At 41.0% G+C, this 24,606-nt stretch carries 20 protein-coding genes; 1 reads left to right on the top strand and 19 read right to left on the bottom strand.

What is annotated here, in order from left to right; translation table 11 throughout:
- The 19 genes from Q4443_RS06350 to Q4443_RS06260 form a co-directional block, all read right to left on the bottom strand.
- Nucleotides 1-387, bottom strand: a complete 387-nt coding sequence (locus Q4443_RS06350; protein ID WP_000567925.1) for a Mini-ribonuclease 3 — start codon at nt 385-387, stop codon at nt 1-3.
- Complete coding sequence (cysS, locus tag Q4443_RS06345) at nt 380-1,723, bottom strand: cysteine--tRNA ligase (protein ID WP_049519295.1); 1,344 nt, start codon at nt 1,721-1,723, stop codon at nt 380-382. Before cysS ends, Q4443_RS06350 begins: the two co-directional genes overlap by 8 nt.
- A gap of 17 nt (nt 1,724-1,740) precedes the next feature.
- Nucleotides 1,741-2,262 carry a dihydrofolate reductase family protein gene (locus tag Q4443_RS06340; protein ID WP_000301980.1) on the bottom strand — a complete coding sequence of 174 codons (522 nt, stop codon included), beginning with the start codon at nt 2,260-2,262 and terminating at the stop codon, nt 1,741-1,743.
- An 8-nt stretch (nt 2,263-2,270) separates the two neighbouring features.
- Entirely contained in the window at nt 2,271-3,035 is a 765-nt protein-coding gene (locus Q4443_RS06335) for a nucleoside phosphorylase (protein WP_303408208.1), read from the bottom strand.
- 4 nt (nt 3,036-3,039) lie between these two features.
- Nucleotides 3,040-3,906 (bottom strand): GNAT family N-acetyltransferase, encoded by an 867-nt coding sequence (locus Q4443_RS06330; RefSeq protein WP_049500868.1) that lies wholly within the window; start codon nt 3,904-3,906, stop codon nt 3,040-3,042.
- A gap of 11 nt (nt 3,907-3,917) precedes the next feature.
- Nucleotides 3,918-4,535: a serine O-acetyltransferase gene (cysE, locus tag Q4443_RS06325; RefSeq protein WP_049519299.1), complete on the bottom strand. Its 618-nt coding sequence runs from the start codon at nt 4,533-4,535 to the stop codon at nt 3,918-3,920.
- A gap of 15 nt (nt 4,536-4,550) precedes the next feature.
- The gene (gene pnp, locus Q4443_RS06320; RefSeq protein WP_049519301.1) at nt 4,551-6,764 is read right to left on the bottom strand and encodes a polyribonucleotide nucleotidyltransferase; all 2,214 of its coding nucleotides are present in this window, start codon (nt 6,762-6,764) and stop codon (nt 4,551-4,553) included.
- Nucleotides 6,765-7,396: 632 nt separating this feature from the next.
- A complete protein-coding gene (gene metF, locus Q4443_RS06315; protein ID WP_002882688.1) occupies nt 7,397-8,263 on the bottom strand; it encodes a methylenetetrahydrofolate reductase [NAD(P)H] in 867 nt (288 codons plus the stop codon).
- 94 nt (nt 8,264-8,357) lie between these two features.
- Nucleotides 8,358-10,607 (bottom strand): 5-methyltetrahydropteroyltriglutamate--homocysteine S-methyltransferase, encoded by a 2,250-nt coding sequence (metE, locus tag Q4443_RS06310; RefSeq protein WP_049519303.1) that lies wholly within the window; start codon nt 10,605-10,607, stop codon nt 8,358-8,360.
- Between the two features lie 352 nt (nt 10,608-10,959).
- The gene (locus Q4443_RS06305; protein WP_049519305.1) at nt 10,960-11,253 is read right to left on the bottom strand and encodes a helix-turn-helix domain-containing protein; all 294 of its coding nucleotides are present in this window, start codon (nt 11,251-11,253) and stop codon (nt 10,960-10,962) included.
- 184 nt (nt 11,254-11,437) lie between these two features.
- Nucleotides 11,438-11,803, bottom strand: coding sequence for a TIGR02328 family protein (locus Q4443_RS06300; protein ID WP_049519306.1), 366 nt, complete (start codon nt 11,801-11,803; stop codon nt 11,438-11,440).
- Nucleotides 11,787-12,191, bottom strand: a complete 405-nt coding sequence (locus tag Q4443_RS06295) for a YbgA family protein (protein ID WP_049519308.1) — start codon at nt 12,189-12,191, stop codon at nt 11,787-11,789. The genes Q4443_RS06300 and Q4443_RS06295 overlap by 17 nt, the downstream gene beginning before the upstream one ends.
- 123 nt (nt 12,192-12,314) lie before the next feature.
- Nucleotides 12,315-15,359: a type I restriction endonuclease subunit R gene (locus tag Q4443_RS06290; RefSeq protein WP_049519309.1), complete on the bottom strand. Its 3,045-nt coding sequence runs from the start codon at nt 15,357-15,359 to the stop codon at nt 12,315-12,317.
- Between the two features lie 38 nt (nt 15,360-15,397).
- Nucleotides 15,398-16,024: a restriction endonuclease subunit S gene (locus Q4443_RS06285; protein ID WP_049519310.1), complete on the bottom strand. Its 627-nt coding sequence runs from the start codon at nt 16,022-16,024 to the stop codon at nt 15,398-15,400.
- A complete protein-coding gene (locus tag Q4443_RS06280; RefSeq protein WP_053091385.1) occupies nt 16,021-17,265 on the bottom strand; it encodes a restriction endonuclease subunit S in 1,245 nt (414 codons plus the stop codon). The genes Q4443_RS06285 and Q4443_RS06280 overlap by 4 nt, the downstream gene beginning before the upstream one ends.
- On the bottom strand, nt 17,265-18,269 hold the full coding sequence (locus Q4443_RS06275; protein WP_049519311.1) for a virulence RhuM family protein: 1,005 nt from the start codon (nt 18,267-18,269) through the stop codon (nt 17,265-17,267). The genes Q4443_RS06280 and Q4443_RS06275 overlap by 1 nt, the downstream gene beginning before the upstream one ends.
- Nucleotides 18,262-19,830 (bottom strand): type I restriction-modification system subunit M, encoded by a 1,569-nt coding sequence (locus tag Q4443_RS06270; RefSeq protein WP_049519313.1) that lies wholly within the window; start codon nt 19,828-19,830, stop codon nt 18,262-18,264. Before Q4443_RS06270 ends, Q4443_RS06275 begins: the two co-directional genes overlap by 8 nt.
- 152 nt (nt 19,831-19,982) lie before the next feature.
- Nucleotides 19,983-21,128, bottom strand: coding sequence for an AbiH family protein (locus Q4443_RS06265; RefSeq protein WP_049519314.1), 1,146 nt, complete (start codon nt 21,126-21,128; stop codon nt 19,983-19,985).
- A gap of 50 nt (nt 21,129-21,178) precedes the next feature.
- Complete coding sequence (locus Q4443_RS06260; protein WP_049519315.1) at nt 21,179-23,812, bottom strand: DEAD/DEAH box helicase family protein; 2,634 nt, start codon at nt 23,810-23,812, stop codon at nt 21,179-21,181.
- Between the two features lie 133 nt (nt 23,813-23,945).
- Between Q4443_RS06260 and Q4443_RS06255 the strand changes: the two genes are divergently transcribed.
- Nucleotides 23,946-24,563, top strand: a complete 618-nt coding sequence (locus Q4443_RS06255; protein ID WP_000076176.1) for a TVP38/TMEM64 family protein — start codon at nt 23,946-23,948, stop codon at nt 24,561-24,563.
- Nucleotides 24,564-24,606 lie beyond the last annotated feature (43 nt).

Genomic DNA, 24,606 nt, shown 5'->3' with positions numbered 1-24,606 from the left:
CTAGCCCTCCACTTTTTGGATGCACCAAGAAATTATAGTCTCTAGACGCTCCACATTTTCAGTCAGATGGAGATAGCCCATCACTGCTTCAAAACCTGTAGACATGCGGTAAGTCACCACATCTGCATTTTTAGCCTTTGTGTGACTATTGGTATTGCGGCCACGTTTGTAGATTTCTTCTTCTTTTTCCGTCAGGACTTGCTCTTCCAACATGAGGGAAATCAAGCGAGCCTGAGCCTTGGCTGACACATACTTAGTCGCCTCTTGGTGGAGTTTGTTGGGTTTGGTCATGCCTTTAAGGATGAGATGGCGACGGATATACATGGAATAAACCGCATCTCCTTCGAAGGCAAGCGCAATCCCGTTAATGAGATTGACATCAATCACGAGTCCACCTCACTCCATCCTTGGTGTCAAGGAGCTTAATTCCTTGAGCCGCTAATTGATCACGGATTTGGTCTGCTGTCGCAAAGTCACGATTAGCACGCGCTTCTTGGCGCTTTTGGATCAAGGCTTCAATGTCTGCATCCAAAACTTCCTCAACAAAGACAATCCCAAAGACCTCTAACATAGCCGCAAGAGCTTCCTTAACACTTGCATCATAGTTTCCTGAGTTGATCCATTTGGCCATTTCAAAGACAACTGTGATACCGTTGGCAGAGTTGAAATCCTCATCCATAGCGGCAACAAACTTATCTTTAAAAGCCTGTAACTCTTGAGCATCTACAGTCCCAGAAAATGGTTGCTCATAGGTGTTCTTTAGATACTTGAGATTGGTCTCGGCATCACGCACTGCTTTTTCTGTAAAGTTGATCGGCTTGCGGTAATGCTGAGTCGCAAAGAAGAAACGAAGTACTTGCCCATCAATGGTCTTAAGAGCATCATGCACGGTAATAAAGTTGCCCAAGGACTTGGACATCTTGACATTATCGATATTGACAAAACCATTGTGCATCCAGTAGTTGGCAAAGATCTTGCCTGTTTTGGCTTCTGACTGGGCAATTTCGTTGGTATGGTGAGGAAACTCCAGATCAGCTCCCCCACCGTGGATATCAATGGTATCGCCCAAAATCTCTGTTGACATGACCGAACACTCGATATGCCAGCCCGGACGACCAGGTCCCCAAGGACTGTCCCAAGAAATCTCGCCTGGTTTTACAGCTTTCCAAAGGGCAAAGTCTACAGGATTTTCCTTGCGAGCCGTTTCTTCATCGGTACGACCTGATGCACCTAGCTCCAAATCTTCCAAGGTTTTGTTAGCCAACTTAGCATAGTTATGGGATTTTTCCACTCGGAAGTAAACATCTCCTTGACTCTCGTAGGCATAACCTTTTTCAATCAAGTCTTCCACAAAGCGGATAATGTCCGCCATAAACTCCACTACACGAGGATGGCGAGTCGCAGGTTTCACGCCCAAGGCCGTCACATCCTCACGAAAGGCAGCGATGTACTTGTCCGCAACCTCCTGAGGCGTGATGCCTTCTTCCTTGGCACGGTTGATAATCTTATCGTCTACATCTGTAAAGTTGGAAATATAGGCAACTTCGTAGCCACGGTATTCGAAATAACGACGAATGGTATCAAAAGCCACCGTCGAACGGGCATTCCCTACGTGGATATAGTTGTATACCGTTGGCCCACAGACATACATGCGAACCTTTCCTTCTTCGATTGGGACAAATTCTCGCAAATCACGAGACATGGTGTCGTAAATTTTAATCATGCGGTCCACTCCCTTCTCTATTTCTGACTTTTTCGGCTGAAAACCAGCTCTGCAAAAGGGCCAAATTGTCTGAGGCTATCCAGTTGGTAAAAGCGCTGCCCTTCCTCTTGGGTAAAGAGGGGAACCCCCTTTCCTAGGATAAGGGGCGCTATCTGAATAATGAGGTGGTCGAAAAGATCCGCATCTAAGAGCGGTCCTACCAAGGAATTACCACCAATCACAAAGACATTTTTGCCTTTGTCAATCTGCTGAACAAAGTCCACCACATCCCCAGCTACTGGCTGGTAATTGCTGACAGGGAGGTGCCTATCATGCGTAAAGACATAGTTTTCCGTAGCTTGATAAAAACTTTCTACATCTTGCAAATCTTGGATTTCCTCAAAGGTCCGCTTGCCCATGATGGTGATATCCATTTGCCTGTAAAAGTCATCATAGCCTGTATCCTCTACAGAACCAAGCTGATGCAGCCAGTCTATCCTGTGCTGACTGTCTGCCAAGTAGCCATCCATGGTGATACAGCCGTAAAAATATACTGCCATTCTTGTAGTTACCTTTCTAGTTCCTCGGCTATTATCAAAGCGATAGTGAAAAAAGTCATGGCATCAGCTGTCCGCTCTTCATGGCGGGCATCCCAGGTTCGGTTATGATGATCCACATAGTCAGCTGTGTAGAAGAACTGATAGACTTTACTCTTGCGAAATTGACTCCAAGCCATGATAGCTGAAGCTTCCATGTCCACCACTTTGGCTCCAGCAGCCAAGCGACGCTTGACCTTATCAGGCGTTTCTCGATAAAAGGCATCAGTCGTCCAAGCCTTGGTGCGGATATGCTCGATATTGTGCTTGTCAAAGATGGCTTCCAGCTCGATCAGCAGAGACTCGTCATAAGCGACTTCATCACTTGCAGGAGCGTAATGATAACTTGTACCTTCATCACGTAGAGCTGAACTTGGTAGAATAATCTTATCTGCCTGAATAGACTGATCTAGAACTCCGCAAGAACCCAAAACAATAAAGTTCTTAAATCCTCTTGCTTTGAGTTCTTCTAAGAGTCCGACAACCACCGGGGCTCCAATCGTAGCTATAGCAACTGCTACCTTACTCCCATCTTTTTCATAGATATACCATGGAAATCTACCATTTAGATTGGTTAAATAGCCACCTTCATAAACATCTTCAAACTGCTTTACTCGTTCAACGAGTTCTCCATTAAAAGATAAAATAATCGTGTCACAGATTTCTCCACCATCACGAATACTTCGATCAGTTGGTTCGATAACAGCAGGTACATTTTCGAATTCTTCTAATAGCATTTTTCTACTCTTTCTCATTCAAATAAACTACCTGTGTCTGTTTGACAAAGCCGATTTTTTCATACAAGCGCTTGGCACCTACGTTGCTGTCCTCTACTGCAATCTGAAATTCCTTATCATTTTGCTCAATAAGTTGGTTGACTAGGGATTTTGCTAAATAGCTTCCGTAGCCTTTGCCACGTTCAAGTTCTGATATTGCTAAACCGTAGAAGTAATTCGTATTAGTCGATAAATCTACCGTGCAAGTCCCAATAACCTGACCGTCTTTTAATAAAATATATAGGCGACTTTCTGAATCCTTCAGAGCTTCAGCGACATATCTATCCACAACTTCTCTCGATTCATGTTCCTCTGAAAATGCCTGAAATTTTAACTGGCTAATTTGCTCCTGATACGAACTATCTGCTAACAAAACTTCAAGATTAGAAACAGTTACTAACTGATAAGGTCTTCTATCCTTACCTAACCAGGTTTCTGTCTCTTCATCCTCGACCAATCCCCAGTTGCTGACAAAATCAGGATGACGCTCTAGAAAAATACGTTCTGTCTGAAAAGTAACTGAACGAATAGGGAAAGAAGCCGTTTCTTTCTCAAAACTCGTAAACAAAGCACACGCAATTCCCTGACGGCGATGATTTGGATGAACCAGTATCGTCACTTCCACATCTTGGTCATCAGCATAGACAGTTAATAGACCAACAAGTTCGCCTTTTTCATAATAAAGGAAAAAGGCGGGCATGTTTGGGTCAAAATTAAGCATGTTAGAAAGATAGGGATCACGATAAGTTCCATCATAGGCTTGGCAACAGTCAATTAGTTTTTTCGCTTCAAATAACTCTTCTTGGCTCAACTTATTTCTTGCTTGAATCATATAGGTATCCTCTACAACCCCGACGATCTGTGACTGGCTTCTCTAGCCTGCTCTAGTTTATTGACGTAGTACTCGCGTTTTTCTTCGACTTCGTGGATTGTTGGTTCATCCTTCTGTCCATGAACTCGGACGATCTTGGCCGGAATACCGACAACTGTCACATCACTAGGTACGTCTGCCACGACTACTGCAGCAGCACCGACTTTGGCATTTTCACCGATTTCTACCGGTCCGATGACTTGGGCATGGGCTGATATGAGAGCTCCTTTACGCACAGTCGGATGGCGTTTGCCAACATCCTTACCAGTCCCACCAAGAGTCACTCCGTGATAGAGAAGAACGCCTTTTTCAACAATCGCCGTCTCTCCAATCACTAGACCTGAACCATGGTCGATAAAAACACCTGAGTCAATCTGGGCACCTGGATGAATCTCAATCTGAGTCCAAAAGCGCCAAAACTGACTGTGCATACGAGCCAAGAGTTTAAAGCCATGCTTCCAGAGAAAATGCGAGAGACGGTGGGCAGCCAAGGCCTTGACACCTGGATAGGTCAGTAGAACCTCCAAACTGGTGCGTGCCGCTGGATCATTTTCTTTTACAATATCAATGGTTTCGCGCCACCATCCCATACATTTCTCCTTTTCTTATTCTGAATCTTTTGGTGTTTCTGTAAATTCTTTCTTAGGTTTGTGGTCCTTGTGATGACGTGGACGGTGAGGTCGCTCAGACTTTTCACCTTTTTCATCATGCTCAGGTTTTGGAGGACGAGGAAGAAGAACTTTCATAGAGGCATCGATACGGCCTTTTTCATCAATCTTGATAACCTTAACATCGACTTCATCACCGATAGCTACCAAGTCTTCTACACGGTTGGTACGCGTCCAAGCCATTTCCGAAATGTGAACGAGGGCATCTGTCTTGTCAAAGAGGTTGACAAAGGCACCGAATTTCTCGATACGAACAACCTTGGCATGGTATACTTCATCGACTTTAGCCTCACGAACTAAACCAGCAATGATTTCTTTGGTACGGTTGATAGCATCTTGGTCACTAGAGTAGATAGATACATTTCCTTCTTCGTCGATATCAATCTTAACGCCTGTTTCAGCGATAATTTTATCAATCGTTTCTCCACCTTTACCGATGACAATCTTGATCTTATCAACATCAATCTTAATGGTATCAATTTTCGGAGCAGTTGGAGCCAATTCTGGACGAACTTCTGGAATCGTTTCTTCAATCACATCAAGGATTTCAAAACGCGCTTTCTTGGCTTGGGCAAGGGCTTCTGTCAAGATTTCTGCAGTGATTCCTTGGATCTTGATATCCATTTGAAGGGCTGTAATCCCGTCACGAGTACCGGCAACCTTAAAGTCCATGTCACCAAAGTGGTCTTCCAATCCTTGAATATCTGTCAATACTGTGTAGTTGTTTCCGTCGGAGATGAGACCCATGGCAATACCAGCTACTGGCGCCTTGATTGGCACACCACCAGCCATAAGGGCAAGAGTTCCCGCACAGATAGAGGCTTGAGATGAAGAACCGTTTGATTCCAAGACCTCAGCTACCAAGCGAATCGCGTATGGGAATTCTTCCAAGCTTGGCAAGACTTGAGCAAGGGCACGCTCACCAAGAGCACCGTGACCGATTTCACGACGACCTGGTGCACCATAACGACCTGTTTCCCCTACAGAGTATTGAGGGAAGTTATAGTGGTGCATAAAGCGTTTCTTGTACTCTGGGTCCAAACCATCGATGATTTGCGTTTCTCCCATCGGAGCCAAGGTCAAAACTGAAAGAGCTTGAGTTTGTCCACGAGTGAAGAGACCGGAACCATGCACACGAGGAAGGAAGTCAACAACCGCATCCAAAGGACGAATTTCATCGACTTTACGGCCGTCAGGACGAACCTTATCTTCTGTGATCAAACGGCGCACTTCAGCATGTTCCATTTGTTCCAAGATTTCAGCCACATCACGCATGATGCGGTCACATTCTTCGTGGTCTGCATATTTTTCTTCGTAAACAGCAGTCACTTGGTCTTTAACTGCTTGAGTTGCAGCTTCACGAGCCAATTTTTCTTCTACTTGAACCGCTTTTTGAAGGTCACTGTTATAGGCTGCGATGATTTCAGCCTGCAATTCAGCTTCCACATGAAGCAATTCCACTTCTGCTTTTTCTTTACCGACAGCAGCAACGATTTCTTCTTGGAAGGCAATCAATTCTTTGACTGCTTCGTGCCCTTTAAGAAGGGCTTCCAACATGATTTCTTCTGACAATTCTTTGGCACCAGACTCAACCATGTTGATAGCGTGTTTGGTACCAGCTACTGTCAATTCAAGAAGCGATTGCTCTGCCTGTTCTAGACTTGGGTTGATGATGATTTCACCATCTACATAGCCCACTTGTACCCCAGCGATTGGTCCGTCAAATGGAATATCTGAGATAGACAATGCTAAAGATGAACCAAACATAGCTGCCATTGGAGCAGAGGCATTTTCATCATAAGAAAGGACTGTGTTGATCACTTGCACTTCGTTACGGAAACCTTCCGCAAACATTGGACGGATTGGACGGTCAATCAAACGCGCTGTCAAGGTAGCATCTGTTGAAGGACGTCCTTCACGTTTCATAAAGCCACCAGGAAACTTCCCAGCTGCATACATTTTTTCTTCGTAGTTGACTTGAAGTGGGAAGAAATCCCCAGTTGCCATTTTCTTAGACATAACGGCCGCAGTCAAGACAGTTGACTCACCGTAACGCACGACAACAGAGCCATTTGCTTGCTTAGCAACCTGACCAGTCTCTACAACCAACTCACGACCCGCAAAAGTCGTTTGAAACACTTGTTTTGTCATTTTAATCCCCTTTGGATTGATGAAATTATACGCCTTGCTTACAAAGATCAAGATACTAAGCCGTTAAGCAACTCAAAGGAAAATAGGAAATCGAACGACGGAGCGACTGCTCCTAGGTAGATTTATTTTTTTCCACAGAGTTGTAGGCGTGTTCAATTAATCAAGATATTTTGGACGGTTCGGTTTGCCGAACATTTCTATAGAAAAATAGGAAGGTGACGCCACACTCGATGAGTGCTAGGAAGCTTATCTTTTTTCCTAAGAAATGAGACCAAAATTCAATTAAGAATTTTTTTGATATTTCACTGACACAGTGCGGACGGAAGGTAAAATTATCCAGTGGATGATTTTAGAAATCCAGGGAATTTCATCCCTAATTTTTGAGCCAAATGTCTCAAAAATCCCGTCTTAGATAATAACATTGTTATCATCTAAGATACCACTATAGCGTGAAATATCTTTTTATAGACACCTATTATCATGTTTTAATAAAAACTTCTATAACGAAAATACCCTCATCTTTGTATCAAGTACGTACAGAGTCTATTTTATCATATTTTTCTTAAAAAGTGCGGGCTTTTCTATTAAAAAGGAACCATTCCCCTCACCTGAGAAGAATGGTTTGCTTTTTATTATCCTAAAGACTGATGGTTAAACAAGGCATGGGTTGCTTGGTGGATGTATTTTGCTGTTTCAGCATTGTTCATGGTGTAAAGATGCACACCTGCGACATCCTGAGTGACCAAGTCCACGATTTGGTCCACTGCATAGGCAAGTCCTGCTGCTCTGAGCGACTCAGGGTCATGCTCATACTTGTCTAAGATGGCCTTAAATTTACGTGGAAGGTGGATATTCTCACAAGTCTTCAAGAGACGAAGCGCTTGGTTACGGTTAAGAATAGGCATGATTCCCGCATGAATAGGAACATCAATCCCTGCCAAGGTACACTTGTCTTGGAAATCGTAGAAGCGCTCATTGTCAAAGAAAAGTTGCGTTACAAGACTTGAACAGCCTGCATCCACTTTTTTCTTGAGATTTTGAATATCCGAGATTTGGTTTGGAGAGTCAGGGTGCCCCTCTGGGTAGCAAGCACCAACAATATCAAAGTGAGGAGCTTGTTCCTTGATGAACTCGATCAAATCCGTTGCGTAGCGGAAATCCTTTTGTGGTTCCACATCAGGGATAATGTCCCCACGCAAGGCCAAGATTTTCTGTACCCCAACCTTATCCAAGTCTGCAATGGTTTCAGCAACTTTGTCCTTGGTCAGATAGATAGCTGGCAAGTGGGCAATGGTTGGAATCGCCAAGTCATTCTGGATAAAGTCAGCCAAACGAACCGTTGTTTCCTTGATATTAAATTTATTATTACTGGCGGTCACACTGATAAAGTGCGGTGTCAGCTCCCGCATATCCTGCAAGGCTGAAATAATTTTATCATTACCCACAGCTGGGTTTGGAGGGAACACTTCAAATGAAAGTGACGGAGTTTGGCGTGACATAGTCATTATCCTTTTCTTTTTGATTTCATGATTGCTGAGCCAGCTAGGGCCAAGCAGTTCCTTGATCAGTCAGGGTCAAGAGAGAAATCTTATCTTACAATTTCTCACGCGCAGCTTTTGCTGCTTCGACAAGGCGGATCAAGCTTTCTTTTGTTTCTGGAATACCGCGTGTTTTCAAACCACAGTCAGGGTTGATCCAAACTTTCTTGCTTGGTACTTTGGCAAGAATAGCATCGATTGTGTGGTCGATTTCGCCTTCATTTGGCACACGAGGTGAGTGGATATCGTAAACCCCAGGCCCCACTTCTGTTTGGAAGTTTTTCGCTTTGAGCTCGTCCAAGATTTCAAGGTTTGAACGGCTTGCTTCAAAGGAAATAACGTCCGCATCCATGTTGTCGATAGCTGGGATGATATCTGTAAATTCTGAGTAACACATGTGGGTGTGGATTTGTGTGTCTGGCGCTACTGTAGAGTGTACCAAGCGGAAGGCTGGAATAGCCCAGTCAAGGTAGTCTTCGTACCAGTCGCTACGACGGAGTGGCAATTTCTCACGAAGAGCAGCCTCGTCAATTTGGATGATTTTCACACCTGCAGCTTCAAGGTCAAGAACTTCATCCTTGATGGCAAGAGCGATTTGAAGAGTTGAATCCTTGATAGAAATGTCTTCACGTGGGAATGACCAGTTAAGGATGGTAACAGGTCCTGTCAACATACCTTTGACAGGCTTGTCTGTACGGCTTTGTGCGTAGCTAGACCATTTGACAGTGATTGGGTTGAGACGAGTGACATCACCCCAGATGATTGGTGGTTTCACCCCACGCATACCGTAAGATTGTACCCAACCATTCTTAGAGAAGAGGTAACCTGACAAGTTTTGACCGAAGTACTCAACCATGTCGTTACGCTCGAATTCACCGTGTACAAGCACGTCAAATCCAACTTCTTCTTGCCATTTGATCCATTCGTCGATAGTTTCAGCAAGGAAGGCGTCGTATTCTTCTTGTGACAATTCACCCTTACGGAAGGCCAAACGTTTGGCACGGACTTCCTTAGTTTGAGGGAATGAACCGATGGTTGTTGTTGGAAGAGCTGGAAGTTTAAAGGCTTCTTCTTGGATGGCTTCACGTTCTGCAAAGGCTGGCAAACGAGTGTAGTCAGCGTCTGTCAATCCAGCGATACGTGCACGAAGTTCTGCATTTTCACCCACACGCTCCGTCGCAAAGAGTTCTTTATTAGCAGCAAGAGCCTCTGCACCTTGACCATTGCGGATAGCATCCAAGTCACGAAGTTCTTCCAATTTTTCAACTGCAAAAGCAAAGTGGTTCAAGATTGCTGGTTCAAATTCTTCGTTAGCTGTTGTAAATGGCACATGAAGAAGTGAGCATGAGCTAGTCAAAACGATGTTTTCAGCTGGAATTTGCTCAAGAACAGCCAAGCTCTTTTCGTAGTTGTTGCGCCAAATGTTTTTACCATTGACGATACCAGCATAGAGAGTCTTGTCAGCTGGGAAACCACCTTTAACGAGTTCAAGAGTTTTCTTACCTTCAACGAAGTCAAGACCGATCGCATCTACTGGCAAGTTCACAAGATCAGAGTAGACGTCACGAACGTCACCGAAGTAAGTTTGAAGCAAGACTTCAAGACCTTTTTTGTCAGCCAAGAGTTTGTTGTAGAGGTTCAAGAAGAGAGCTTTTTCTTCAGCTGTCAAATCTTTGACAAGAGCCGCTTCGTCGAGTTGGATGCGAGTCGCACCAAGCTCCGCCAATTTAGCAAAAACTTCTTGGTATGCAGCTACTAAGCTGTCTACGAAGTCTTCTGCTTTCACGCCTTCTTCAAAGTCTGACAATTGAAGGAAAGTGAATGGTCCTACAAGGACTGGACGAGTGTTCAATCCAAGTTCTTTTGCTTCTTGGAACTCATCAAAGATCTTGTGACCAGCCAATTTAACTTGAGTGTCTTTTTCAAATTTAGGCACGATGTAGTGGTAGTTGGTGTTGAACCATTTCTTCATCGGAAGGGCACGCACGTCCCCTTTTTCTCCTTGGTAACCACGACCCAAAGCAAAGTAGCGCTCAAGGTCTGACAAGTCCAAGTTTTGAACGGATGCAGGGACTACGTTGAAAAGGAAAGCGGCATCAAGGAAGTTGTCATAGTGAGAAAAGTCATTTGATGGAATTTCAGTGATGCCTTTTTCTTTGACAATGTTCCAGTGTTTCGCACGCAATTCTTTTGCTGCTGCCAAGAGTTCTTCTTCTGAGATTTCTTTTCTAAAGTATTTTTCAGTTGTAAATTTTAATTCGCGGAATTCGCCCAAACGAGGGAAACCGATGATCGTAGTTGACATGATGTGTCCTCCAAAATTTGTTGTTGAAACTATCTTAACAGAAAAGAAACTGTCTGTATAATTGTAAATAATTAGGCTTTGATATAGTTTGAAACTATATCACTCTTTTGGACAAAAGAAAAAGACTTGAGACCAGTGTCTCAAATCCTTTGTATTGCTTGTTTTATTGCTGTATTTTAGTTAGAATGCTCAAACGAGCTATTGATGATTCTCATCAGTGACTATGACTTGCTATTAGAAAAGACTATAGGTTGGTTTTCTTTTGTAATTCTGATATTTCCCTGAAAAAGTGCGGACGGGAGGTAAAATTGTTCTGTGGATGATTTTAGCCAACCAAGTAATCTCTTCTCTATCAACCTTTTTCCTGTTCAAGTGGAACGACTGCTAGTGTCTTTCCTAAACTGGCTAAAACTTTTAAGACCGTATCCAACTGAGGACTGGTCTTTCCTGTCTCCATCCTAGCTATAACAGGCTGGCTTACTCCACTGAGTTCCTCTAGCTTTTTCTGACTGATACCTTGCTCATGTCTAGCCTCAATCAACTCACTCATAATAGCCACTCGCATATCACTTTCAAGAATTTCTTCCTTGGTAAAGAGTTCTGTTCGGACATCCTTCCAATTACTTCCAATGGCACTATTCTTCATCACTTAACCCTCTTTCTTTTATGTCCTTTAGTTCACGCTTGGCTTTTTTAAAATTATAACTTAAAAGTTATTAAAAGTAAATTCTAATACCCATAAAAAGAAGACCTTTGAATCATTCTAAAGGTCTCATCTTTATTATTCGAAAAAAACGAAAAGAGTTATAATGTGAAGCTAATCCTGACTCTTACTCCAGCTCAATGCCTTTCTCTCGGAGATTAGCCAGGCACTCCTCATAGTATTCTGCATCATGCTCACTATAGATGGGATTGTCCAACTTTTCCTCAGGCAAGTCTTCATAAGCTGGGCAAATTTTGCCACGGTAGTTCTTGTCCAGCCATTCTGGACTGACATTGTAGCCACGGCCAACCATTTCCTCCATAATCAAGCGATGATAAGCATAGAGATGATAGGGCGAGTGAGTAAAGACATAGTCCACCGTCGCATGTTTTTTGCCCCAACCATTGCCACGCAGGGCGCAGCACTCTCGATGTTGCCCCAAAAGCTGCGGACGGGGAAGTTGTGAAATCAAATCCTCATGCCAAAGTCTCATGGGAGTCTCCTTTCAGTAAGGTCGAATGTTGCAAGTAGGTATTTGGATAGCGATCAAGCAAGTCTCGAGTCTTAACGATCAAGTCTTCCTTAGAAACCTGACCAAAGCGGTAGCGATCCAGCAAGAGCATGTAGTCCTTACGCTCAGCATCAGTCGCTTTCTTTTTGAAATAGCCCCAAATATGCTGAAAGGCATTGCAAACCTGACCCCTGTGTTCTGGAATCTGGCAAGCACGGTCAATGAGGTTTTGAACATGGCTGACCTCCACCTGTTCATTCTTCAAGTATTGGCGAATCCCATTGTAAATATTGCTAGAATGACTCAAAACGAGGTATTTGTTCCTAGCCCAGAGTTGTTGGCATTGGGATTTTTGGTTAGTTTGTTCCATATTTCTCCTTACTTTCTATCAGTTTCCAGGAAATATGGAAACAAAGTTATAACTTAAAAATGAGCGAATAAATAGTGTTTTTTGTAGTTCCTGATTTTTCTAATAAACCTTGTTTGACAATCCTTAAATACCTGAATATGTCTCTACCAACAACTGAATCTTACGTAAAACCTCTTGCTTTTTCCGTTCACGCGCTCCCTGTCTACGAGAAGTTGGTGGAATTATCGAATCCAAATCAGTCCCACTATTTTCAGCATAACCTCGTTGAATTGATTTGTCGATGAATAGTTGATAATCAGCTACAAGCTTCTCAGCCTCAGCTAGGTCGTGAATCGCAATTTTCTTGCGCTCCTTACCATATTCGTAGAAAGCATTGATAATCCCGTCATGGTCTTTCAATTTTTGCAAATCAGTATCATTGATAAATCCAATAACCAACTCTTCTTTGGCACGAATATCAATACTTGAGCGAATGACACGACTAACTTCAGCTTTCATTACTTCTTTAGACTCAGAATTCTTAGATTTTTCAACAATCAATGCCAGAATATAGTCTAGGTTGATCTCATCTGTTTTTAAGAGTTCGATTTCAAATTCAACATCTGAAAGGTCTACATCCAAATCTTTGGTCTTTTCATAGTTTTTCAGATTTAAGAATTCATCTCGAATTTCCACATAGGCACTTCTTAAATCTTGAAGATAACCTTCAGAAATAGGTTTGTCGATTTCTTGGAATTCGTCATAATTTCGAAGAACATTATCAAGTTTCAATAACTCACCAAATAACTTAACAAACTCTTTTTTATCGTGCTCTGTTTCAATCTCTTGCGGATTTGGGAATTTTTCCAGAATTTCCTGACAAACCGCAGTATAGCCTTTGACCTCAATACCTGTTACTTGGTCAACGAAACCATCCATGTATTCACTAAAGCTTTTTTCTAAGATGATTTCAAGCTTATTTGTGTCTCCAAAAGTCTTAACAGCTTCTTGCGTAGCCTTTTCTAAATCACGAAAACAAACAATATTTCCAAAAGGTTTAACCCTATTAAAAATTCGATTGGTTCTCGAGAATGCCTGAATCAATCCATGATAACGAAGATTCTTGTCAACAAATAGCGTATTCATAGTCGGAGCATCAAATCCCGTCAAGAACATACCCACTACAATCAGAAGATCCACTTCTTTAGACTTAACTCTCTTAGAAAGGTCGCGATAGTAATTTTGGAACTCCTTCCCATCAGTTGAGAAGTTAGTCTTGAACATTCGATTATAGTCATCAATCGCTTTTTCCAGAAACTCTTTAGAAGATAGAGGCATAGTTGTATCTTGCGGTTCTAGCTCTTCGTCTTGAATTTCACCATAAGCTGACTGTTCTTCGTTTGGCGCAAAGCTAAAGATGGTTGCGATTTTCAATCGTTTAGCTTCTGGTAAAGTTGCTTGTTGCCGTTGGAGTTCTTCATAGTATAATTTTGCTGCTTCAATACTTTGTACAGCTAACATGGCATTAAATCCAAACAGTTGTTTTTGCTTATGAGTATAGTGTTGATTTCGATGCGTTTTATCATTATAAACTCTCAACAGGTACTCAGTGATGGTTGCAATCCGTTCTGGATGCAAAAGGAGTTCCTTCTCCATCTTTTTGAGTTTCTTCTCATCAATCTCTCGGCCGACTGCCGTTTCTGCTTCTCTATATTTATTGATTTCAGGTTTGATATAGTTATAGTCAACCTTGAACTTCAACACTTTTTTATCTCGAATAGCATCCGTGATAACATAGTTATGAAGTTGTTCTCCAAAAACTTCCTGTGTCGTTTCACCCGTTAAGCTATTTTCTGGGAAGATTGGAGTCCCTGTGAAACCAAATAGAGCATACTGTTTAAAGGCCTTCTTAATACGCTTTTGAGCCTTCCCAAACTGGGAGCGGTGACATTCATCAAAAATCAAAATACATTTTTTACTATAGATTTCATGATTTGGATTTACTGTTATAAATTTGTTTAACTTTTGAATGGTTGTGACAACAATTTTCCCATCATTTTCTTCAATACTACGTTGGAGTTCTTTTGTATTGTTACTACCATTGACTGAATTTGGTTGGAATTTTTGATATTCCTTCATGGTTTGATAGTCTAGGTCTTTTCTATCTACGACGAATATCACTTTGTCAATATAGTCCAACTCTGTTGCCAAACGAGCAGTTTTAAAGCTGGTCAAGGTTTTCCCTGAACCCGTCGTATGCCAGATATAGCCACAGGCATTGATAGTACCAAAGTTCTTCATCTCATTAGATGAATGAATCTTGCGTATGATACTCTCAGTAGCTGCTATCTGATAAGGACGCATGATGAGCAAGGTATTATCAGCATCAAAAACACAATACTTGGTCAAAACTTCTAAGAGCACTCGCTTGCTTAAGAAAGTGACAGTAAAGTCTTCTAAATCGTGAATTGTTTTATTCTTACGGTCTGCCCATTCACAGGTGAACTCATAGTGATTTTTATTTTGAGCAGTCGTATTAGCAAAGTAGCGTGTATAAGTCCCATTGGAAATAACAAAAATCTGAATATACTTATACAGAGAATTCTCGCTATTGAAACTTTCCTTACTATATCTATGGATTTGTTCAAAAGCTTGTTTGAGACTAACCCCTCGTCTCTTTAATTCAATCTGAACTAACGGAAGACCATTCACTAAAATAGTAACATCATAACGGTTGGTATGGCTCCCCACCTGAGTCACTTGATTAATGACCTGCATGCTGTTGTTATGAATGTTTTTCTTATCAAGGATGAAAATATTTTTAATTCGTCCATCATCAAAAACAAAGTCATAGATATGATTCTCTTGGATTTTTCGTGTTTTTTCAACCAAACCTTCATTGGGACAGTCCAAATACTCGACTATAAAACGTTGCCACTCCGCATCAGTAAAGACCACCTTATTAAGCTTTTCAATTTGAACCTTGGCATTTGCTAAGAGCTCTTCAGGCGTATGGATATCTAGTCGCTCGTAGTTAAGATAATTAACCAAATCAGAAATCAACTGATTTTCTAGGTCAGCCTCTGACTGATACTCTCTATCCGTGCGATACTCTGGTTGGTACTCAGCCAAGAGAATCCCTTCATTTGTTTCCGCAATTACTTCATGTACTTTTGAATAATCAACCATAGTATGCTTCCTTTTATTGTATTAATTGAGATTCTATCTCAAAATGATTCAAGAGTTTGTCTAGTAAAGTTTAATAATTGTTCTCTCCAGTATTCATACTGTTTCTGTCTCAGTTCAATTTCCTTTGGGAGGCCCTCAGAAAGAGAGTTAGTTAAAGTGTTAAAATTATCAAGAATGGAGACGATTTGAGATTGAGTTGATAAAGGAGGCAATAATATTTGAATTTTTGCAAGATTTTTAGGATACAGTTCAATTACTTTCGTTCCTAGAACTCTTTTTTCCTTCTGAATTTGGAAAAAACTAGTCCTAAAAAGATAAGCTAAAAATTTAGCATTTTGCTCGGTTCTGATTATACATGAATGTCCTCCAATACAAACTTCATCTTTTCCTAACCAAACCAAAGACTTACCAACATCTTCAACATTCTCGGATGTCGTTGCAACAATCAAATCACCAGTTTTAGCTTTTTGAAGTTTTTTCGATAATTCTAAATTAATAAACGACTTCGTTATATCAGTTTCAATTCCATAATATGTATATATCTGTCCGTAATGGATACAAGGAACGCCTGCGTCTTGAAAATCTTTTTTCTGAAGCCCATTCCCCCGAATAATGTCTCCTATAGCTCCCAATTCCACCCGAATTGGACCAAAAACCCAGTTCAAGAGCCTAATGAGGTCTTGTCTGTACTGTACTGTACTGTACTGTCAGTGTACACGCCTTCGGCGGTGAATGTCAAGAGTTTTTCTCGGAAATATTCGTACTGTTTTTGACGTAGTTCAATCTCCTTGGGAAGTCCGATATTTAAGTCGTTACAAACCGTGTCAAAGTTGTCTAAAACTTGAACAATGCGAGATTGGATTTCAAGGGAAGGTACTGGGATTTTTAATTTCGAGAGTGTACTACCATTCGTTAAAGCTCTGGTTGTATAAGTACTATATCTCACAATATCTTTTCGAAAAGTAGTTGATTCAAAACAATATGCACAGTATTCAGGAAGCAATAATTTCGTAATAGGTCTTGCCCTCAAAACAAATCCGCTAAAAACTCCGTCTTGAACTTCATCTAATAATACAGAAGTTTTTCCAATTTCTTCTTGTGTTTCAGAAGTTCGGGTAAAAAAAACATCCCCCTTCTGAATACTATAACGTTCTATTTCTTCAGTGCTTACTCTAACTTTTCCTTTCAACATATCCGATGATATTTTATTGTTCTTGTATACATCAGTATAGTTAACTATAGGAGTTCCACTTCCAAAAAATTCTTTTCCTTTATTCAATCCATTCTTAAAAACAAACAGTTCCCCGAGCGTCTTCCACTCAACCTGATAAACCTCATCCTCAAATGATAAAAGTTTATCTCGATAATAAGAATATTGCTTTTTACGTGAGGTCAATTCTGAGGTCAATTCTGAGGTCAATTCTGTAACATAATCAGTCATTTTGTCAAGTGTTTGCACTATTTTTTCTTGGATTTTTCTAGGAGGGATAGGGATTAATAATCCCTCTAAAGATGATTTATTTAAGGCTGGTATGCCATCAAACGTGCATAAGTTTTCAATTTCTTTGGAACTATTCTTTAAATAAAAATATAAAAATCTAGGTAGTAATACTTCCTCATCTTTAGCTGTCGCAGAATAATTCAAATTTCCTCTAAAATACTTACCTTCATTCCAAGAAACATAACCAACACCTGCTCCTCGTGAAGTTATTCCAATAGGATCATTTTGTGTGTTAAAAATATTGATATAACCTAACGGTTCTTTTCCACTATTAATTACCGGGAAATTCCCTAAATTATTTTGAATAAAAGTCTTATTTATATTTTTTCCTGCCTTTACTTCACACACTTCCCCCAACTCTTTCCACTCAACGGGACAGTTCTGGATTTCTTCTAGGATGTTCATCACTTACCTCCTTCCTTGGCTAGATTTTCAATGCTTTTGATTTCCTTGAGGTAATCTTTTTCAACTTGACTAAGGGTCTTAGCTTGGTAGCTCTTATATTCCTTTTCTACCTTCTGCTTCATCTGTTCACGAGAGATAGAGCCACTATTATCAAGTAAGTCTTCTCCAGTAGCCAGAAGGATTCGATCCACATGTGTCACCCAGTCAGCCATAGTCATGACTTCTTCTCGCTCTGCCTGTCTTTCAGCAAAATCTAGATATCCTGATACAAGCTGATTGAGCCCACGGAGTTCCTTTTCTGTCAGATAGTTCTTGGCAACTTTTGCTTCGGATAAAGTGGGAAGGTCTCCCTTAAAAGTGGTCAAGCCCATAAACTCCTTTTCACTATTGACACGATGATAAATGAGTTCACTCGCAGTATTGTGGTGAATGGCATAATGCATCTTGTTTTGAACCGTCGCAAAGAATTTCTTTGCCTCTGGTGAGTTTGCATTGTAGTCACTTGATGTCGCAAAAAGATCTAAAACCTGACGGTAAAAGACTTTTTCACTTGAGCGAATGTCCCGGATTCTTTCCAGGAGTTCTTTAAAGTAAGATCCTCCACCCAAGTTTTTCAAACGCTCATCATCCATAGCAAAGCCCTTAATCAGATACTCTTTCAAGACTGTCGAAGCATAGTGTCTGAACTGGATTCCACGAGGGGAACGCACACGATAACCAATCGCCAAAATCATATCGAGATTATAGTAGGCTACTTTTTTTGACTGAGTTTTACCAGCTATTGCACCGTGACGAGTGGTTGTCAACTGATAGTTGACAACCACTGTTTCATCCAATTCACCATCTTCAAAGATAGCCTTGATATGTTTACTAATGTTTTGCTTGGAAGTCTGAAAAAGCTCAGCTAGCTCTTGTTGGGTCAGCCAGACCGTTCCATTATCCAAGTGGAGTTCAATAGCGGACTCCCCGTCATCAGTTCTATAGAGAATCACATCATTAGCCATGGCTCAATTCCTCTACAATCTTATCTATCTCTGCACGCAAGTGGTCAATGTTGGCAACAGTCTCAGCGATTTCTTTATTGAGCACATCTATATCAATCTTCTCACGTGTGTCTTCTTGTTCGACATAAGTTGACACAGATAGATTGTAATCCTGCTCTGAACCAATCACATCATTATCAACAAGAGCTGCTTTATAGTCTACACTTTGATAATTAGCGAACAATTCAACAATATGCTCAATATTGCTATCTGTTAAAACATTGTTATTTGTCTCTTTTTTGAACTCTTTACTCGCATCAATAAAGAGTGTTTTATTTTCAAGTTTATTCTTCGCCAGAACTAAAATCGTAGTTGCGATAGAAGTGCCAAAGAAGAGATTATCTGGAAGGGCAATGACTGCTTCAACAAAGTTGTTATCTACCAGATACTGACGAATGGTCTTTTCAGCACCACCACGATAGAAAATACCTGGAAAACAAACAATAGCTGCTCGACCTTTATTGGACAAATGATTGAGACTATGCATAATAAAGGCAAAGTCAGCTTTTGACTTGGGTGCTAACTTACCAGCTGGCGCAAAACGGTCATCGTTTATCAGAGTTGGATCTCCATCTCCCACCCATTTAACAGAATACGGAGGGTTAGAAACGATAGCATCAAATGGCTTTTCTTCCAGATGCTGAGGATTTAAGAGGGTATCTCCTCGCTTAATATCAAAGTTATTGTAGTTGATATTGTGCAAGAACATATTCATACGAGCCAAGTTATAGTTGGTCATATTGATTTCCTGACCAAAGAAACCATCCTCTAGGATATGATCTTCGTATTGTTTTTTCATTTGAAGAAGGAGAGAGCCTGAACCACATGTCGGGTCATAGACCTTGTTAATCTTATCTTTTCCAACCATCACTAGCCGAGCCAATAGTTTAGAGACTGTCTGAGGTGTAAAAAATTCACCACCACTTTTCCCTGCATTACTGGCATAGTTGGAAATCAAGAACTCATAGGCATCTCCAAAGGCATCAATGTCATTTTCCTCAAAGTTTCCAAAGTTAATGCTATTGATACCATTAAGAATGTCAGAAAGGCGTTTATTTTTTTCTGGAACAGTTCCACCAAGGATGTTGCTTCGGGTATCCAAGTTATCAAACAAACCTTTGATATCATCTTCTGATTTGAAGCCAATCGCTGACTTCTCAATATCTTGGAAAATATTGGCCAATTCTTCGTTTAGATTTTCATTTTGCGAGGCGTTCTTGACGACATTTTCAAATAATTGACTTGGAAGGATAAAGAAACCCTTATCCTCAACTGTCCCTGGTTTGAAATCTTGCTCAGCTTCTTGATCACTTAAGTCAGCATAACGGAATTCTAAATCCCCAGCCTCATGCTCAGCACGGTCAAAATAGTCTGCCATATGCTCTGAAATAAAACGATAGAACAGAATTCCTAGGATATATTGCTTAAAATCCCAACCATCTACAGCTCCACGCACATCGTCTGCAATCGCCCAAATTTTACGATGCAGCTCCTTGCGTTCTGCATTTTCTTTACTTGCCATTTTTACTTTCCTTAATTAATGTATTATCTTTTCTATTTTATCATATTTCAAGAAAAACCACTCGACCTGACTAGAGCGAGTGGGGTATAAACTATTTTTAAAATATGATTTTATAATTGTACTCTATGATTTCAATTATTTTTTTGATTTTATTAAGGCAGTAGTACTTCTTTCATACTATCCTTATCATCACTCTTTATAAATACAACATTCTGTTTACCTGTTAATTCTATCAGTTTTTCCTTCCCAAGGATGATTGCGAGATTCTTAATAATTGAACGTTTAGCTAAATCATTAAAATAAGTGAAAATAAATCTATAATCATACTTTCCATTTTCTGCTAATGCAAAACATTTTTGAAATATTTCTTTATCCAAAGGGTCAACCGAGTGTCCAAAAACAATGATATTCTTTGAATTTGGAAGTTGACTTCCGAATTCGTCATCTATATCATAGAAAGTTCGTTTAAAAAATTTTTCAAAATCATTTCCCGTTTCTTTTACTACTCTTTGATAATATTTCTGGTAGGGAATTAAATCACTGTTAACATCATTTTCTTTATCCTCAATTCCAAAAACCATCGTATTAATTCGACTGAAGGTTCTAATTAAGTCAATTCGCCCATGTATGAAATGAGTTCTCTTCTCAGAAGTTCCAAATAAATATCGTGAAGTGTTTGTATAATTAAAGTTTAGGACAGAGGAATTTGACAAATCTGATATTGCATCTAGAGCTGTTGGCTTGGATTTTATCTCGATAACTTTAAAATCAAGAAAGTCTCTATAAGATAAATATATTTCTAACAATTCAATCAATAGATCAAGTTGATTGATAAATTCATTATTCAACTTTTCCATTGCAACTTCTCTTTCTAAAGAACCCCAGACTTTTTTATGAAAGAGTAAAAAAAACAAATCTGAAATATATAATTTTGACCTATAATTTTTTTCTTTTGATAATTTCTCATCCAGTAACCCAGTTTGTCCTGTAATAGTAACTTTGAATATTAAATCATTATTTTCTTTGAAATACATTATTGCATCTGCAAGTTGCGAAATCATTATTTCAAGATTAGACCAATTATATCCCAGAGTAGCTTTATTCTCATTGATAAATTTTAAATATAAATTATCCTTGTATTTCTCAATCCTTATATTTTTAACTTTTAGGAACTCCAGTAAGTCCTCATTTGGATTAGAGAATAATTGTTTTTCAAAGTCAATAAAATCTGTATACTTTGTTTTTCGCCCCATTGCAATATCAAATCCATTACCTAAAATTAAAATTGTATCTGCCATATTTTCTCCCTTTGCTTTTTTATTTTCTAGCGGGGTATATTTTACCTCCCCTACTCCAACCGGCTTTTAACCTTCTTCTTAGTCAAGGTACGGTCGTTTTTGTTAGAGAGAGCTTGGACACGAGCTTCTAGAAGGGTTTTCCGTCCGGCCTCTGTTCGTGTATAGACGAGGTGATAGCGTCCGATAGTTGGCCTCAGAAAGTCAAGGAATTTCTGTGCTTCTTCCTTGCGCTTGTCAAAAAGACTAGGCACGGCATAGTAAGGTGACTGACCTTGTCGGACTTTCTCTGCCTTCAAGAGATAACGCTGGTTGTCCACTGGAGCAAAGAACTCTCCCACAGTCTGCGCAAACAGCTCCTTGTCCCTCATGCTTCCTCCCTTGAGATAGGCAAAGACCATGTAGTTTTCCTTGTCCTCCTCTACCTGAACACGGGATTGATCATCCGTTAGATGCCCCGAATCTAGCAGAGCCTTTCGGATCTGCTCACCCAGAGACTGCAAACGTTTATAAGGACTCTTATAGCGGAGGTAGCGCCAAGATGCAAAGACTAAAAAGAGGAGACATGCTACCGTAAGCCACCAAACACCGATCAGTCTTAGTCTAAATAGCAAAACCAACAAATCCACTGCCAACAAGAGCAATGACATGCGAACCCATTTTAATGCATCAAGCAAGAGCATGACTGGGATCTTCTGTTTTTGAGTCGCGACTTCTGTAACTATCTCAAATTGATCCGCTACAACAAGAGCTTCCTGCCATTTTTTTCTCAAGCCTGCTCGATCCTTGGAGAGACTCTTAACTCGCTCATTGTACTCACTAATTTGCTTTTTCTTAAAAGGGGGCTTTGGAAAATCCAAACGATCCAAACCGGTCTCAATACTCTCCTGATTATAGGCCAATCCAAGAAAATGCTCCATCCGTCGCGACAAGGTCTGCAGATCCTGATTGCTCTCTGGTCTAGGCTCCTCACCAGGAAGAGTGATGAGTGCTTGCGCTTGAACGGCTACCAGATGCCAGATGTTGCTGGTCTTTTCTGGATGCCCCGGCCAGATACGAATGGCACGCCCGCGCATCTGGTTACTCAGCATAAAGCTCCCCACAAAGCTTCCGAGGATTAGGGAATTAACACAAGGAGCATCCCAACCCTCTCCGAGGAGAGATTTGGTTCCGACTAGGACTTGAATCTGTCCTCGTTGAAAAAGGTCCGTCACTGCCGCTACGATTCCCTTAGCTGAGCTCGGAAAACCTACCTGCACATAATCTTTTGGATCTAAGTGACCAATAGATGAGAAACTAAGAGGAACCTGAGGCAAGAGCTCCTTCAACTCTGCTGCCACATCGGTAGGCAAAATAACGACACTACCTGATAAGACAGCCAAAGACACAGGTATCTCTTGCTCCTGAGCTTTTCGACGAATGCTTTCAAAATAAGGGAGAACCCCCAACTGAGAAATGGTTGCCTGATCATCTCCCAGATAGGTAGCAAAATCCTTGCGAATATAGTCAGCTAGCACTAACTGTCTCAGTTCCTGACCGAGACTCTCATACTCTGCCCAGAAGATATCGGCAATGGCAGACAACTTCCCCAGAGATTGGGTTAAAAGCTGGTCAGAAGCCTTGGACTTAACCAGATAAACCTGACGTTTTTCCACTAACCCACGCGCCTTCAAGTCAGCCTCTAACTTTTTCCTATATCCATCTGGATCCTCATACCAATCTGGTGTCTGATAGAGTATGCTCTGCAACAGCGTCTCCAGCCAGTAGGAGGTCAATGCTAGAAGCTTCTGGGTTCCCAGTAAATTTTGCAAAGATGGAGGAATCGTTAATCCCTGAGAATGCATATAAATCAACATAGCAGACAAGTACTTGGGATCTTCTAAGAGCAAATCAGATGAAATATCCCCTTTGAGAACCTTAGACCCTGCTACAAATGATTGAAAATCAGGATCGACTATAAGGTGATGAATATAGTCCCACTTAGTCTCCTCAAACCGTTTGAGACGTTCCGCCTCTTCAGCTGTTGGTGAACACATATAGACAAAATCCTGATGAGGGCAAAGAGTGTCTTCCTTTACTAGTTCAGGTACCGTGATTTCTTGATCGATCTCCCCACACATACGGATATAGCGTTCCCAGAGTTCAGGGTCGCTGTCATATGGTGGTGTCGCTGTCAGGGAGATGACTTGCAGCGGTTCATATTTTTTGCGAAAGGCTTCCAGACTTTTCCACCATTCATTGCGCAGGTGGTGGCATTCGTCCAAGCAAAGAGTCGCAACTTTCTGAGTCCTTAGACTTGCAAGCAAATCAAACCCCATAAAATCCTCTGCTTCTCCATCTTCTTGTGATTGAAATTGGTTCATGGCACTATGAAAAGCCTGATAGGTCACAATCGTTAATGCCTTCATCTCCTTTAAGTTTTGGGAAACGAGGTCTGAAAGCCTCTGACCCTCCTCTAGAAAAGCAGTTTGAATCCTATCTACCCATTGTTCACGAATGGTGACAGTCGGAACTAAGATGAGGGCTGGGTTGCCAAAACGAGCGATTAGCTCGATACCAATGGTTGTCTTTCCAGACCCTGGAGCAGCCACTAGATGAACATGACCGTCTGCTTGATAGTCCTGAAAACGATCCAAGACCTGTTTTTGATATTGGCGCCAGCTTCCTTTAAAGTTTAAACCTAACATGATACCCCCTCATTCTATACCGTCATTTTCTTATTCTCATTTTACCACACTTATTTCTCCAGCCAGATAATCCAGATAGTTTTTCTCCACAAAATATGGTATAGTAGAATCATACTATCTATGAGGAGTTTACATGTCACAGGATAAGCAAATGAAAGCTGTTTCTCCCCTTCTGCAGCAAGTCATCAATATTTCATCTATCGTTGGGGGAGTCGGCACCTTGATTTTCTGTATTTGGGCCTATCAGGCAGGAGTCTTACAGTCCAAGGAAACCTTATCAGCCTTTATCCAGCAAGCTGGAGTTTGGGGGCCACCACTCTTTATCTTTTTACAGATCCTACAAACCGTCGTTCCGATCATTCCGGGAGCTTTGACCTCAGTGGCTGGGGTCTTTATTTACGGCCACATCATCGGGACTATCTATAACTATATCGGCATCGTGATTGGCTGTGCCATTATCTTTTACCTCGTGCGTCTCTATGGAGCTGCCTTTGTCCAGTCCGTCGTCAGCAAGCGCACCTATGACAAGTACATCGGTTGGCTAGATAAGGGCAATCGTTTCGAGCGGTTCTTTATCTTTATGATGATCTGGCCAGTTAGCCCAGCTGACTTTCTCTGCATGCTGGCAGCCCTGACCAAGATGACCTTCAAGCGCTATATGATTATCATCATTTTGACCAAGCCCTTTACCCTAGTGGTTTATACTTATGGTTTGACTTATATCATTGATTTCTTCTGGCAGATGTTTTGAGAATAGAAAATAGCATGATACTAAATATACTTTGGTATGGAAA

Origin of the sequence: Streptococcus sp. GP0011 (assembly GCF_030546305.1) — a bacterium.
Lineage (GTDB): Bacteria > Bacillota > Bacilli > Lactobacillales > Streptococcaceae > Streptococcus.
Note: the sequence above shows the minus strand (reverse complement) of the source record. Positions and strands in the feature narration are given on the sequence as shown.

Coding starts and splice junctions, on each gene's coding strand:
- cysS (WP_049519295.1), bottom strand. CDS start 1,723: ATGATTAAAATTTACGACACCATGTCTCGTGATTTGCGAGAATTTGTC.
- Q4443_RS06340 (WP_000301980.1), bottom strand. CDS start 2,262: ATGGCAGTATATTTTTACGGCTGTATCACCATGGATGGCTACTTGGCA.
- Q4443_RS06335 (WP_303408208.1), bottom strand. CDS start 3,035: ATGCTATTAGAAGAATTCGAAAATGTACCTGCTGTTATCGAACCAACT.
- Q4443_RS06330 (WP_049500868.1), bottom strand. CDS start 3,906: ATGATTCAAGCAAGAAATAAGTTGAGCCAAGAAGAGTTATTTGAAGCG.
- cysE (WP_049519299.1), bottom strand. CDS start 4,535: ATGGGATGGTGGCGCGAAACCATTGATATTGTAAAAGAAAATGATCCA.
- pnp (WP_049519301.1), bottom strand. CDS start 6,764: ATGACAAAACAAGTGTTTCAAACGACTTTTGCGGGTCGTGAGTTGGTT.
- metF (WP_002882688.1), bottom strand. CDS start 8,263: ATGTCACGCCAAACTCCGTCACTTTCATTTGAAGTGTTCCCTCCAAAC.
- metE (WP_049519303.1), bottom strand. CDS start 10,607: ATGTCAACTACGATCATCGGTTTCCCTCGTTTGGGCGAATTCCGCGAA.
- Q4443_RS06305 (WP_049519305.1), bottom strand. CDS start 11,253: ATGAAGAATAGTGCCATTGGAAGTAATTGGAAGGATGTCCGAACAGAA.
- Q4443_RS06300 (WP_049519306.1), bottom strand. CDS start 11,803: ATGAGACTTTGGCATGAGGATTTGATTTCACAACTTCCCCGTCCGCAG.
- Q4443_RS06295 (WP_049519308.1), bottom strand. CDS start 12,191: ATGGAACAAACTAACCAAAAATCCCAATGCCAACAACTCTGGGCTAGG.
- Q4443_RS06290 (WP_049519309.1), bottom strand. CDS start 15,359: ATGGTTGATTATTCAAAAGTACATGAAGTAATTGCGGAAACAAATGAA.
- Q4443_RS06280 (WP_053091385.1), bottom strand. CDS start 17,265: ATGAACATCCTAGAAGAAATCCAGAACTGTCCCGTTGAGTGGAAAGAG.
- Q4443_RS06275 (WP_049519311.1), bottom strand. CDS start 18,269: ATGGCTAATGATGTGATTCTCTATAGAACTGATGACGGGGAGTCCGCT.
- Q4443_RS06270 (WP_049519313.1), bottom strand. CDS start 19,830: ATGGCAAGTAAAGAAAATGCAGAACGCAAGGAGCTGCATCGTAAAATT.
- Q4443_RS06265 (WP_049519314.1), bottom strand. CDS start 21,128: ATGGCAGATACAATTTTAATTTTAGGTAATGGATTTGATATTGCAATG.
- Q4443_RS06260 (WP_049519315.1), bottom strand. CDS start 23,812: ATGTTAGGTTTAAACTTTAAAGGAAGCTGGCGCCAATATCAAAAACAG.
- Q4443_RS06255 (WP_000076176.1), top strand. CDS start 23,946: ATGTCACAGGATAAGCAAATGAAAGCTGTTTCTCCCCTTCTGCAGCAA.